Origin of the sequence: Arcicella rigui, from assembly GCF_034929435.1 — a bacterium.
Lineage (GTDB): Bacteria > Bacteroidota > Bacteroidia > Cytophagales > Spirosomataceae > Arcicella > Arcicella rigui.
This window is the reverse complement of sequence record NZ_JAYFUM010000028.1, coordinates 42,691-55,785: the sequence shown is the minus strand read 5'-3', so window position 1 is coordinate 55,785 and position 13,095 is coordinate 42,691. Positions and strand designations below refer to the sequence as shown.

11 protein-coding genes are annotated in these 13,095 nt (G+C 35.2%); 1 reads left to right on the top strand and 10 read right to left on the bottom strand.

Annotated elements, in window-relative coordinates; genetic code table 11:
* The first annotated feature begins 23 nt into the window (after positions 1-23).
* On the top strand, positions 24-1,052 hold the full coding sequence (locus VB248_RS20315) for a sensor histidine kinase (protein ID WP_323298666.1): 1,029 nt from the start codon (positions 24-26) through the stop codon (positions 1,050-1,052).
* A gap of 7 nt (positions 1,053-1,059) precedes the next feature.
* Here VB248_RS20315 and nhaD read toward each other — a convergent pair whose 3' ends face one another.
* The 10 genes from nhaD to topA form a co-directional block, all read right to left on the bottom strand.
* Positions 1,060-2,343 carry a sodium:proton antiporter NhaD gene (gene nhaD, locus VB248_RS20310; protein WP_323298665.1) on the bottom strand — a complete coding sequence of 428 codons (1,284 nt, stop codon included), beginning with the start codon at positions 2,341-2,343 and terminating at the stop codon, positions 1,060-1,062.
* 238 nt (positions 2,344-2,581) lie between these two features.
* On the bottom strand, positions 2,582-3,949 hold the full coding sequence (locus VB248_RS20305) for a sensor histidine kinase (protein ID WP_323298664.1): 1,368 nt from the start codon (positions 3,947-3,949) through the stop codon (positions 2,582-2,584).
* Between the two features lies 1 nt (position 3,950).
* Positions 3,951-4,643, bottom strand: coding sequence for a response regulator transcription factor (locus tag VB248_RS20300; protein ID WP_323298663.1), 693 nt, complete (start codon positions 4,641-4,643; stop codon positions 3,951-3,953).
* Between the two features lie 249 nt (positions 4,644-4,892).
* A complete protein-coding gene (locus VB248_RS20295) occupies positions 4,893-5,816 on the bottom strand; it encodes a universal stress protein (RefSeq protein ID WP_323298662.1) in 924 nt (307 codons plus the stop codon).
* 207 nt (positions 5,817-6,023) lie between these two features.
* Positions 6,024-6,587, bottom strand: a complete 564-nt coding sequence (locus tag VB248_RS20290; protein ID WP_323298661.1) for a 50S ribosomal protein L25/general stress protein Ctc — start codon at positions 6,585-6,587, stop codon at positions 6,024-6,026.
* 76 nt (positions 6,588-6,663) lie between these two features.
* Positions 6,664-7,605, bottom strand: coding sequence for a ribose-phosphate pyrophosphokinase (locus VB248_RS20285; RefSeq protein WP_323298660.1), 942 nt, complete (start codon positions 7,603-7,605; stop codon positions 6,664-6,666).
* 158 nt (positions 7,606-7,763) lie between these two features.
* On the bottom strand, positions 7,764-8,645 hold the full coding sequence (locus VB248_RS20280) for a bifunctional 5,10-methylenetetrahydrofolate dehydrogenase/5,10-methenyltetrahydrofolate cyclohydrolase (protein WP_323298659.1): 882 nt from the start codon (positions 8,643-8,645) through the stop codon (positions 7,764-7,766).
* Positions 8,646-8,708: 63 nt separating this feature from the next.
* Entirely contained in the window at positions 8,709-9,419 is a 711-nt protein-coding gene (locus VB248_RS20275) for an SIR2 family NAD-dependent protein deacylase (RefSeq protein ID WP_323298658.1), read from the bottom strand.
* A 46-nt stretch (positions 9,420-9,465) separates the two neighbouring features.
* Complete coding sequence (locus VB248_RS20270) at positions 9,466-10,335, bottom strand: Rpn family recombination-promoting nuclease/putative transposase (RefSeq protein WP_323298657.1); 870 nt, start codon at positions 10,333-10,335, stop codon at positions 9,466-9,468.
* 179 nt (positions 10,336-10,514) lie between these two features.
* Positions 10,515-13,010 carry a type I DNA topoisomerase gene (gene topA / locus VB248_RS20265; RefSeq protein WP_323298656.1) on the bottom strand — a complete coding sequence of 832 codons (2,496 nt, stop codon included), beginning with the start codon at positions 13,008-13,010 and terminating at the stop codon, positions 10,515-10,517.
* Positions 13,011-13,095 lie beyond the last annotated feature (85 nt).

Below are 13,095 nucleotides of genomic sequence, written 5' to 3'. Positions count from 1 at the left end.
GTAGAACTTTAATTTGATAAAAAATGAGTTTCATCCCTCAGCGAGTTTACTGGTTAATTCAATTCTTTTGGTGGTTATTCACTACATTAATTTTAAAACAACCAACTACCAAATTTTTCAACGACCCTTATAATAAGGCCTCTTATTTGCTGATTAATTTCTTAATCGGGATAATGCTTTCACATATTTATACCAAAATTTATCAAGCAAAAGACAGAAATAAGGGGGATGTACTAATTTTCCCGATAGTGGCTTCAATCATCATGGGGGCTTGTTTCTTTTTTGTAGATTATTATTATGATTTTCAAGGATATAGACATTTTGTAGAAGAAACAAAACTTGTTCCTTTAGACTACTATCAGTTTTTCTTCGAGTCGGTACGTTATGCTGGCGTTTGGTTTTTGTTTTATCACCTAATTATGAGTAACCGTGTGGCCCATCATAAAGAATTGATGTTGGCACAGGCAGAAATGTCCTTAAAAACGGCGGAACTTGAAAACCTAAAAAATCAATTAAATCCTCATTTTTTGTTCAATGCCATCAACAGTATAAAGGCATTGACGATTTTCGACCCAGAATTAGCTCGTAAAGCATTGACGGAATTATCGCAGTTACTCAGAACTTCGCTGAGTATGGGCAATCAACAATTAGTACCTTTGGATATGGAATTATCATTGGTGCGTGATTATCTTTTCTTAGAAAAAATACGCTACGAAAAACGCTTGGTGTACTCTTTTCATATTCAAAATGAAACTTTATCCCTAAGTATTCCGCCAATGTCTGTTCAATTATTGGTTGAGAATGCCATCAAGCATGGCATCGGGAAAAATAAACTTGGCGGTAAAGTAAGAATCATTTCAGAATTAAAAGGAGAAATTTTTACCATTAAAGTGGTGAACACAGGGAAATTATCACAGAAAGTATCACCTGTGGGAGTTGGTATGAAAAATTTAGAAAGACGCCTACAAATCAATTTTCAAGAAAGAGCCACCTTTACTTTGGTGGAAGAAAATGATACAGTTGTGGCGTCAATCATTATTAAAATCAATTAGTTTTTACTTATTGTAAAAGAGCATAAATACTCAAGTAAGTAATAATTCCTGCGAAATAGCCAATTAAAGCCAATAAACTAAACTTTTTGAAGAACCACATAAAGTCGATTTTTTCCATACCCATAACGGCAACACCGGGTGCAGAACCGATAATCAGAATACTTCCTCCTGTACCCGCACAATAAGCTAAAAACTCCCATAATTTTGAATCCATCGGGAAATGTGCCAAATCGTACATACCCATTGATGCCGCAACCAGTGGAACATTGTCGATTATCGCCGAAAACAAACCAATAACTATCACGATTATATCTTGATTAGCGATGCTTTTATTCATCCATTCTGCTAAACTTGATAGAAAATGTGTGGATTCTAAAGCTGCAATAGACAATAAAATCCCTAAGAAAAAAAGGATACTCGAAGTATCTATTTTGCTAAGAGCATGAGCCACTGAGTAAGGTTTACGGTATTCTTCGTCTCTACCATGATGTATTATTTCAGAAACAACCCACACAACACCCAAACCCAACAATACGCCCATATAAGGAGGAAGATGAGTGATAGTTTTAAAAATTGGAACAAAAAGCAACATAGCAAATCCAACAATTAGCATCATTGAGGAGTCCTTTTTAGATAAAGAGTCATCTTTATAAGTGGCAATTGATGTACTTGGTGATTGTACTTCGCCTTTGAGTCGAAAAGTGAGAAAAAGTAATGGGACAATCAAAGATATTAAGCTTGGTAGAATCAAGCTTTTGATAATTGCCAAAGCTGATACTTGTCCGCCAATCCAAAGCATGGTTGTGGTTACGTCTCCAATCGGCGACCAAGCTCCACCCGAATTGGCTGCTATAATAATAATACCCGCAAAAAACATCCTTGTTTCTTTGTCTTTGATGAGTTTTCGTACAACCGAAACCATTACAATGGCTGTCGTCAGGTTATCGAGTGCCGCTGAAAGGAAAAAAGTAATGATACTGATAGTCCATAAAAGCTGTACTTTATTTTTACTTGTAATTTTATCAGTAATAATTTTAAAACCTTGATGAGCATCAATCAATTCAACGATAGTCATTGCTCCGAGTAAAAAAAATAAAATTTCGGAAATACTGGCTAAATGATGAGCAAGTTCGCTGCTTACTAAATCTTTATTTTGGGTATTCAGAATATAAATTACCCAACACAAAACACCCGTAATAAGGGCTGTGGCAGTTTTGTTGAGATGAATAGTGTGTTCAACAGCAATAAGTATGTAGCCAACGATAAATACAAAAACTAATAAAGCTTCCATGAAGTAGTTTTAAGTTGATGGTGAATGATAAGATTTTTGAGTCTATTGCTTGGAGAAAGTTCAAAGAATCACCGCCAGTATTACCAACGGTGATTGTGCTTTACAGTTCAAATTAAAAAACCACAATTCAACAAAATGTTGTTTTGAGATTAATTTTCCAACAAGTTTTAGGAATGCACAAAGCTAAAGATGCGACCTTAGTATAAGCTTAATCTAATATTAGAATTTGCTTAGAAAATTATTGATGTGGGATTTTTATGATAAATTCTGTACCTTTTAAATACTTACTCTTTACATCTATAATGGCTTTATGAAGTTCAGCAATTCTCTTGGTAATGGATAAACCAATCCCGAATCCGTCTTTGTCAATTGAATTGGAAGCACGGAAAAATGGATTGAAAATATAAGCTATTTCATTTTCTGGAATACCAATTCCTTTGTCTTTAATCTTGACAATACAATAAATTTTATCAAAACTCAGTAGAATGTTCGCCTGATGGTCGGATGAATATTTGCAGGCATTTTCGATCAGATTACTAAAGAGGTTTTCTAAAAGTAAAAGATTGCCGTTGATTAAAGTAAGATTATCGTCGTCTGGAATTTTTTCAAAATCAAATACTATGCGATAATGAGGATAATTTCCTTGAATGGCTTTTTGGACATTCAATAAAATATCTTCCATCCGTAAAATTTCAAAATGGAATTTGTCTTTATCCTCAATCGTGCGGGCTAATTGTAATAAACTATTTGAAAGCTGAATAAGTCGTTCAGTATCGTTTAGGGTATTCTTTAGCGTTTTTTTATACTCTTCAATCGTTTGATTTTCCTCTAAACCAACTTGTATTTCAGTTTTTAAAGCTGCAAGAGGAGTACGGAGTTCATGCGAAGCTTGCGAAACAAATTGTTTTTGTTGTTGAAATGCCATCTCAAGGCGATTCAACATTCGGTTGAAATTTACTGCCAATTCTGCAATTTCATCTTTTTTGTTTCCCTCGTCCAATCGTTTTTTTAGATTATTGGCGGTAATTCTACTAATCTCATTATTAATAGATTGAATAGGTCTCAGGGCTTGTCCTGCAAAAAAAATACTGAGGATAATGGTAATAATAATGCCAGATAAAAAACCAATACCCAAAGTATTTACTAAGTTTTTTTCCTGTGAATAGCCTACCAAATCATTTGCAGAAGCAACTACTACAAAACGGTCGTACTTTCCTGTAAAGAGTATGCCCAGAATTTCCCTGTTTTCATCTTTCAAGGTTACTTTTTCTTCTTTTTTGATATTCTCCAAAAAAGTTGGGTCGATATAGTCGGGCGTTTTATCTATGTTTGAATACAACAACTCATTTTTGAAATTATAGACATAAACTTCTTCATTGGGGAGTCTCGACGAAGAATTCATGTCCAACAATTTCAAAAGTTTTGGTGTAAATTCTTGTACATCAACCAAAAGGCGGGCAGTAGTGTTAGCTCTTCCTTGAATTCTATCAAAAAAGTTTTTACTTCTTTGGTTCTCTGCTCTCAAATACACAATGCCAGAGAAAAACAGTAAAATGATAGCCACAACGCAAGTAAACTGAAGCGATATTTTATGCCGAATTTGCATTTTAATTGGTTTTTAACACATAGCCCAAGCCCGTTTTGGTATGAATAAGCTTTGGTTCAAAAGATTTATCTATTTTTTTGCGTAAGTAATTGATATAAACTTCTACGATGTTGGTACTTGTATCAAAATTCAAATCCCAAACGTTTTCTACAATGTCTATTTTTGATAATACTCGTCCTTTGTTTCGTAGCATATACTCAAGCAATTCAAATTCTCTTGCGGTGAGTTCTATACTTTGCCCATCTCTACTGACGGTCTTGGTTCGTAAATCCATCGTTAGATTGGCTTCAGTCAATATTTCAGAAACTGACTGCTGGCTTGGATTTGCTCTTCGCAAAAGGGCTTGTATCCTGGCTAATAGTTCCCGAAACTCAAAAGGTTTTACTAAATAATCATCCGCACCGTAGTCAAATCCCTTTACTTTATCGTCAATTTCGCCCATAGCTGTAAGCATCAAAATAGGCGTGTTGATTTGCTGCTGCCGAATAATTTTACAGATGTCAAAACCATTCATGATGGGCAAATTGAGGTCTAATAAAATAATATCATAAGTATTTGTTGTTGCCAAACGAGAACCAATATAACCATCATAAGCCGGCTCAACGGTAAAATTCTTTTTCTCTAAGCCATTTCTGAGGCTGTCAGATACTCTTTTGTCGTCTTCAATCAACAAAATATTCATTTTATTTTCCATGAATTATTTTTAGTGAATTAAGTATTCGTGCAAGATGAGCTTTAACTATTTTGCTTCAAGCAAGAGGAAAAATAACTATTGAATTTTCTGCTCAGTGCTTATTGTCTCAAGCATAAAGCGGGTAAAATTAACGCAATTTTGCCCAATTACTTAAAAATAAGTATTTTATCTCAGAGAATACTTCAGAAACCCTGACTAAAGATATTCTCTGAGAAAGGTGTAGATATTGCTAATGGTTCTTGTATTGGTTCAGATAATTCCGAGCATTTTTATAGCGTAATTTTTATGGTTTACAGGTGCAATTTCTAAAGTATCAGAAGGTTTTGGGCGTATCGACAGTACGGGGATTTTGGCAAAATGTAAAATTCTTTCAACAAAAGGGCCAAGGTAATAATCCTGTACTTTATGGTCGAGTGTAGCGGTAAGGACAAGTAAGTCTGCTTGAAAATCCTGAGCTTTCTCAAGGATTTTATTCGGCATATCTTGGCTAAAGTAAAAGTAACTTTGGGCTTTCAAGTTGTCTTCTTTTAATTTTTGATTCAACAAAGCCGTTTCTTGATTTAATAATTCAAAGCTTTCTTTGTGAGTATTATCTACCATTCCTACCACGATGAGTTCAGCTTTATTTTCACGCAAAATAGTTTTTGCTAAATCGTATTGTTCTAAAGCTCCCTTCACAGGTCTGATTGGATAAAGAATAGTACTGAATTTTTCAAATTTTTGCTCTGGCGGAACAGTCAGAACTGGGCAATTGGCATTTTTGATAACACTCAAGGTATTTGAGCCAATTCGGAAATGATTGTTTGTCGATGAAGTGCTATAAGTACTCAGAACGATAATATCTGCATAAAAATCAATGGATGCTCGTAAAATTTCAGATGAAACCAACCCTGTTCGGATAAAAGCCCTACAATCTACGAAGTATTGATGGGTGATTTTATCAGCTAATTTTCGGATATTTTTTAGATGTTCGTCCAGTAGTTTTTCTAAATTACTATCATAAATTATATCATGGTCTGGATTCGGAAGAATGCTATAAGTATTCACAACATGAAACAGAATGATTTGTGCATGTTGCCTTTGAGCCATAAAAATGGCAGTGTTCAGTGCATTTAACGAAGCTTCGCTAAAGTCTATCGGAACAAGGATTTTTTGAACGCATATTGTTTCCATAAGTATCGAATTTTAGAGTAAATACTTTGATTACTACCTGTATGGATTATACTGGTTACGGAAACAAATTTCGTGTAGTAAACTTAAGCTCGCCTTAATCTCATATTAGAATTGTATTAGAAAACAGAAGTATTGAAAATAAAAAAGCAGTTGTATCATTAGATACAACTGCTCGTAAAATCTATCAGTAATTGAGAAAACTAAAGATTAGTTAAGTTTTCCTCTTAAAGCACGTGGAATATCAATTGTTGCTACTGGTGCTGAAGGATTATTTAAAATCACAACATCTGTAGCTTTCAATTTAGCAACTTTTAAAGTTTGACCTAAGTCCAAACCTGTAATATCAGCTTCGATAAAGTCAGGAATGTTATCAGCTAAACCTTTCAAAGATACTTTACGTAATTTTTGAACCATTTTACCCCCCTTACGAACGCCTGGTGCATCACCAATAACTTTCACAGGAACATCAATTTTGATTTCTTTACCTTCAACGATTTCTAAAAAGTCAACGTGAAGAATCATTTCTGATACTGGGTGGAATTGTGAATCTTGAACGATAGCGTGGTGGATTTCACCTTCGATATTTAAGATTACTTCTGATACTTCTGGAGTATATAATAATTCACGGAAAAGAATCATTGGTACAGCAAAGTGAATTTGTTTTTCACCACCGTACAATACACATGGAGCTAAAGCTTCTGCACGAAGATCTTTTGCTGATTTTGTTCCAAGGGTTTCTCTGTTATACCCTACGATTTCAATCTTTCTCATTTTTGAGTGATTTGTGTTGAAAGCCTGTCAGTTTCAAGGTAAAACCTTAATTCCTATCTTCAATCAACCGTTTAAATTAATTTTTTATGAATAATGAACTGATAGATTCATGGTCACGAATTCTGCCAATTGCTTTGGCGAATAATTCGGCTACTGATAATACTTTGATTTTATCACAAGGTTGTTTCAACGGAATCGTGTCTGTTACAACCAATTCAGTAAGTACTGAATTATTGATATTATCATAAGCTTTTCCAGAAAGTACTGGGTGAGTAACGATAGCTCTTACTGATTTTGCCCCTTTATCCATAATTAACTGAGCGGCTTTGCACATTGTACCACCTGTATCAATTAAGTCATCGACTAATACTACGTCAGCTCCTGTAACGTCACCAATTAATTGCATGGTAGCTACTTCGTTGGCACGTTTACGTTGCTTATCGCAAATTACCATTTCAGCATTGAAGAACTTGGCAACATTACGAGTACGAACCACACCACCAACGTCAGGAGAAGCAAAAAGTAAGTTATTTAATCCTAAAGATTTTAGATAAGGAACAAAAATGGCAGTTCCTTCTAAGTGATCTACTGGGAAGTCAAAGAAACCTTGAATTTGACCTGCGTGTAAGTCCAAAGTCATTAATCTATCAGCACCAGCAGCAGTCAATAAATTGGCTACTAATTTAGCACCGATACCTACTCTTGGTTTGTCTTTTCTATCTTGACGAGAATATCCAAAATAAGGAATCACCACTGTAACATAGTGAGCAGAAGCACGACGAGCTCCATCAATCATCAACAAAAGCTCCAACATATTATCTGCTGGTGGGAAAGTTGATTGAATGATAAATACATCACAACCTCTGATTGATTCATTAAAACTTGGTGACATCTCTCCGTCTGAGAAACGTTGAACAGAAGAAAGCCCTAAGTCTTTACCGTAAAAACGAGCAATTTCTTTTGCTAAATATTCGGAAGATGACCCAGTGAAAATCTTAACTTGATTGATAGCAGCCATTTTTTTGGAGAGATTTTTAAGCCTCTCTTAATTCAATATTATCTTTGAAATACTTTTTCTGAAATTGACCGCAAAAGTACGAAAATCATTTTGTAATAATGCAGACAAAAAGCGATTTTTAGCGTATTTATATGATTTGCCCTATTAAGTACTAATTTCTATTGGTATATTGCATTTTTTGCCGACAACAATGTATTTTTCATCAAAGAAACAATGGTCATTGGCCCAACGCCTTTAGGCACAGGAGTAATATATGAACATTTAGGAGCTACTTCGTCAAACTTCACGTCACCTTTCAAGGCAAAACCAGATTTTTTAATAGTATCTACTACTCTTGTTAAACCAACGTCGATTACCACAGCCCCTTCTTTTACGTATTCAGCAGTGATAAATTCAGGACGACCCAAGGCGGCAATTAAAATATCAGCAGTAGCACAAACGGCTGGTAAATCTTTTGTTTTCGAGTGTGTAAGCGTTACGGTACAGTTTCCGATTTTAGTATTACGTTGCATTAAAATAGACATTGGCAAGCCCACAATTTGGCTACGACCCACTACTACACAATGTTTTCCAGAAGTTTCGATATTGTAATAGGCTAATAAATCTAAGACACCTTGTGGAGTAGCAGAAATATAAGCTGGAAGACCTTTCGCCATTCTACCAATATTGATAGGGTGGAAGCCGTCAACGTCTTTTTTTGGAGCAATTGCTTCCATTACTTTATCAGGGTTGATATGGTCGGGGAGGGGTAATTGAACGATAAGTCCATCCATATCATCATTATCATTCACTTTTTGTACTTCAGCCAATAATTCAGCTTCAGTGATACTTGGGTCAAAGCGAAGAAGTGTAGAATTGAATCCTAATTCTTGACAAGATTTTACTTTGTTAGCAACATACGTTTCGGAAGCTCCATTGTTTCCGACCAAAATAGCTACTAAATGAGGCGTTTTCCCACCTGATGCTTTGATTTCAGCTACTTCCTGTGCGATTTCTTTTTTGATTTCGTCAGCAACTGCTTTCCCGTCTATGATTTGCATGGTTTTGTATTTTGTATTTTAAAGGCACAAAATTACGGCTTGTTTTGGGTTAAGCAAAAGAAATTAATGGGTCGGCTTATCATTCACTAAAATATCCCATAATTTAGCCAGACCAACGCTTCCAATTTCTTCAACAAAAATCATATTCTTGCGGGTTGATACTGCTGGTTTTTTAGGGTCGATAATATAAATCGGCACAAAACCTGCCACATAATTAACCAAACCTGCCGCAGGATATACTTGTAATGAAGTACCCACTACAACAAAAATATCAGCTTCCTCTGTTAGCTTTACGGCGGTTTCAATCAGTGGAACATCTTCATGAAACCAAACAATGTGTGGGCGAAGCTGTGAGCCTTTTTCACATTTGTCGCCTAAATTGATAGCTTTTGTACCAATTTCATAGACCAAACTACTATCAACTGTTGAGCGAGCTTTGGTTAATTCACCATGTAAATGCAATACTTTTTTTGAACCTGCTCTTTCGTGAAGATTATCAACGTTCTGAGTAATGATTTGTACATCAAAGTATTTTTCTAAACGAGCCAAAATTTTATGCCCTTCATTTGGTTCAACTTGGTCTAATTTAGCTCTACGTTCGTTATAAAACCGTAAAACCAAAGCAGGGTTTTTCCTGAAACCTTCGGGAGTAGCCACATCTTCGATGGCATGATTTTCCCAAAGTCCGTCTGAAGCTCTAAAAGTAGGAATGCCACTTTCTGCTGAAATACCAGCACCTGTTAATACGACTAATTTCTTTTTTGAGGCTTTCATAATTTATGTTAGAGATAATAATTTAAGGTATAGATTGTGTAAAAAACTATGAATTCTCGGTGTTATTTATTTCATTTTGTATCTCAATTACAAAATCTATACTAACACTATAATCTTCTGCAATTTCATCCAACGTTAGTTTTCCTCGTTTCAAAGCTTTCTGAATGCTTTCACGTTTGACTAATAAAATTTTCTTATTTTCATTCTTAATAGCTAACGCATTAGCAGAAATAGCCATTTCATACATAAGTTTTTGCTCAGGAGTAAATGCTCTTAAATCAATCTCATTAATAGCTTTGTGTAGCCACTCTTCTGTCCAAAATGATGGAAATTGAGAAGTTTCAGTGATTGTATGTACATTTTTCATGGTATAAATCAACTTGTCTAAATTGGTTTGAATATTGCTTAGTTGCTTGTTGAATTTTGCTAATTCTAATGTTACAAACGTTAATTGATCATCAATAATTTCATTGTTTTTATTTCTCAAAACAGCGATGTTATGATAGTCTTCAATTTCAGGGAAAATATTCTGCGACAATATACCAATACAGTAAATTTTTTGCAAATTATCAAAGCGATAAGCCCCTTTTTTTACCAAAGTATTGAAGCGATGTAAAGCATAAAATTTCATTCGTTGAATAAACTCCGGGTACTCACTTAATTGCATTTCAACAATAAAATGATTTCCACTTTCATCAATACAAGCAATGTCATAAATCCCGCTTCTACTATCAATAGTAATTGCGGATATTTCATTTTTAATAAATGAAACCTTTTTAATTGGACTTGGTGAACAAATTAATGCCTCTAATGCCTTTTTTAGAAAAGTGGTATCAGCTTCATTGCCAAAGGTGACTTTGAAACCATAATCTGATAAAATAGAGATAAATCTTCCGTTATCATTAAGAATAAACATCGTTCTGAATTTGAAAAATGAGTGTAAGTGATTGACTACAAGATAAATAGTATATTTTTAAAATCAAAAAAGGTCGTCAATTAAAATCGACAACCTTTCTTTAACTCTACTGAATTACAAATGATTTTAAATGAATTAAGTTTTTCCAATAATGATAATTCATAACTCAAAATTCATATTTACTTCTTCTTCCCTCTTGCAGAAGGAGCAGGAGCTTCTTCACCAAGTTTGATACAATCTTCCAAAGTCAAATCTTCTGGTTTAATATCTTTTGGAATTTTGATATTTCGTTTACCAATCTGAATATATGGCCCATACATTCCGTTGACTACTTTGATAGCATCATTTTCAGGAAACTCCTTCAAGTACTTATTGGCTTCGCTATCACGCTTTTTCAAAATGATTTCGATTGCTCTTTCACTTGTGATGGTGTCAATATTTTCTCCTCTTCCCAAAGAGTAAAACTTACCATTGTGTTTCACATAAGGCCCAAATCTTCCTTTGCCAGTCGTAATTGGTTCTCCTTCAAAACTACCAATAGCACTTCCTACATCTGCCTGGCGTTTTTCTAACAATAATTCAATGGCACGTTCTTCGGTAATTGTGAAAGGGTCTTCGTTAGGTGGAAGACTCGTATATTTATCATCGTGACGAATATATGGCCCCATTTTCCCAGCACCAATTACCATTGGTTTATCTTCAAAGAAACCCACTTCTCTCGGAAGTTTGGGTAATTCCATCAAAGCTAAAGCCTCCTCAAGTGTAATACTGCTGACTAATTGGTCTTTCTTTAAGTTGTAATAAATAGGCTTTTCGTCATCTTTACTTTTGGCTTCGCCCAATTGTACATAAGGGCCAAATTTACCTAATCGTACCGAAACTGGTTTGCCAGTTTTTGGGTCAATACCCAAATCACGAGACGAACCTACCGTATTTCTGTCAACGCCTTTACTATCTTCAATTGTTTGGTGAAAACCTTGATAGAAATTATCAATCATTTTCGACCATTCTACTTTTCCTTTGGCAATTTCATCAAATTCATCTTCCATATCGGCTGTGAATTTGAAATCGACTACTTCTTTGAAATTTTCAACTAAGAAGTCATTAACAACCATTCCAACTGAGGTCGGGAAAAGCTTGGCTTTTTCTGTTCCATAAGTTTCTTTTCCTGTTTTTTCAGTAATTTGGTTATCCTTCAACACAATTTCTTTGAAAGAACGCTCTTTGCCTTCACGGTCTTCTTTCACTACGTATTCACGCTTGATAATTGTTGAAATCGTAGGAGCGTAAGTAGAAGGACGACCTACGCCTTTGTCTTCTAAAGCCTTTACCAAACTCGCTTCTGTGTAACGGGCTGGGGGACGAGAAAAACGTTCAGTAGCTTTTAAAGTATCTAAATTGAGAATCTGACCGATTTTCAAAGGAGGCAACATTTTTGAATTGTCCTCATCTTCTTCATCGTCTTTACTTTCTAAATATACTTTCAAGAAACCGTCGAATTTGATTACTTCGCCTTGTGCAATTAATTCTTCAGAAGTTTTAGAAATACCAACCGTTGCGGTTGTTCTTTCTAATTGTGCATCAGCCATTTGCGAGGCGATAGCACGTTTCCAAATTAATTCATACAAACGTCTTTCTTTAGCATCTCCCGAAAGCGTACTTACCGCAAAGTCAGTTGGACGAATGGCTTCGTGAGCTTCTTGTGCAGATTCGTCTTTGGTTTTGTACTGACGAGTTTGTACATAATCAACCCCATAGGCATTGGTGATGGCTTCTTTTGCTTTGGCAATTGCTTCATCAGAAAGACTGGTTGAGTCGGTTCTCATATAAGAAATCTTACCAGCCTCATACAATTTCTGTGCATACATCATCGTAGAAGCTACCGAATATCCTAATTTTCGTGAAGCCTCTTGTTGTAAAGTAGAAGTGGTAAAAGGAGCAGTTGGCGATTTCTTGGCAGGTTTGGTTTCTAAGTTTTTAATTTTAAATTCTGCACCGATACATTTTTCTAAGAAAGCTCTGGCAGCCGTTTCTGTTTCAAAGTTTTTGGGTAATTCTGCTTGTAAAACTTTTCCGCCTGCTAAGGGGAATAATGCAACAATTTTGAAAGATGATTTTGCTTCAAAACCTTCGATTTCTCTTTCTCTCTCTACTACAATTCTTACCGCCACCGATTGCACTCTACCCGCCGACAAGCCTTTTTTTACTTTCGACCACAGAACTGGCGAAAGTTCAAAGCCAATCAATCTATCCAATACTCTACGAGCTTGTTGTGCATTTACCAAATCCACATCAATCGTTCTTGGGTTTTGAATAGCGTTTTGAATCGCCTTTTTCGTGATTTCACGAAAAACGATTCTTTTGGTACTGTCAGAAAGTCCGAGGGCTTCTTTTAAATGCCATGAGATAGATTCACCCTCACGGTCATCATCCGTTGCCAGCCATACTTCGTCTGCGGCTTTAACGGCTGATTTTAGTTCGTTTACTACTTTTATCTTTTCTGGTGAGATAATATAAGTAGGTTTGAAACCATTTTTAACGTCGATGGCGTCGTTTTCTTTTGGTAAATCTCGGACGTGACCAAAGGAAGATTTTACTGTAAAATCTTTCCCTAAATATCCCTCAATGGTCTTTGCCTTTGCTGGAGACTCTACTATTACTAAGTTTTTCGACATTAATTATTTTGATTGGTGGAGTAAATAATCGAAATTATTTACGAAATACGTATTTTTTAGGGGCTAAAATCTTTAAATTCTAATA

Excerpts from the sequence above, each read along its gene's own strand:
- VB248_RS20315 (WP_323298666.1), top strand. The coding sequence starts at position 24 with ATGAGTTTCATCCCTCAGCGAGTTTACTGGTTAATTCAATTCTTTTGG.
- nhaD (WP_323298665.1), bottom strand. The coding sequence starts at position 2,343 with ATGGAAGCTTTATTAGTTTTTGTATTTATCGTTGGCTACATACTTATT.
- VB248_RS20305 (WP_323298664.1), bottom strand. The coding sequence starts at position 3,949 with ATGCAAATTCGGCATAAAATATCGCTTCAGTTTACTTGCGTTGTGGCT.
- VB248_RS20300 (WP_323298663.1), bottom strand. The coding sequence starts at position 4,643 with ATGGAAAATAAAATGAATATTTTGTTGATTGAAGACGACAAAAGAGTA.
- VB248_RS20295 (WP_323298662.1), bottom strand. The coding sequence starts at position 5,816 with ATGGAAACAATATGCGTTCAAAAAATCCTTGTTCCGATAGACTTTAGC.
- VB248_RS20290 (WP_323298661.1), bottom strand. The coding sequence starts at position 6,587 with ATGAGAAAGATTGAAATCGTAGGGTATAACAGAGAAACCCTTGGAACA.
- VB248_RS20285 (WP_323298660.1), bottom strand. The coding sequence starts at position 7,605 with ATGGCTGCTATCAATCAAGTTAAGATTTTCACTGGGTCATCTTCCGAA.
- VB248_RS20280 (WP_323298659.1), bottom strand. The coding sequence starts at position 8,645 with ATGCAAATCATAGACGGGAAAGCAGTTGCTGACGAAATCAAAAAAGAA.
- VB248_RS20275 (WP_323298658.1), bottom strand. The coding sequence starts at position 9,419 with ATGAAAGCCTCAAAAAAGAAATTAGTCGTATTAACAGGTGCTGGTATT.
- VB248_RS20270 (WP_323298657.1), bottom strand. The coding sequence starts at position 10,335 with ATGTTTATTCTTAATGATAACGGAAGATTTATCTCTATTTTATCAGAT.
- topA (WP_323298656.1), bottom strand. The coding sequence starts at position 13,010 with ATGTCGAAAAACTTAGTAATAGTAGAGTCTCCAGCAAAGGCAAAGACC.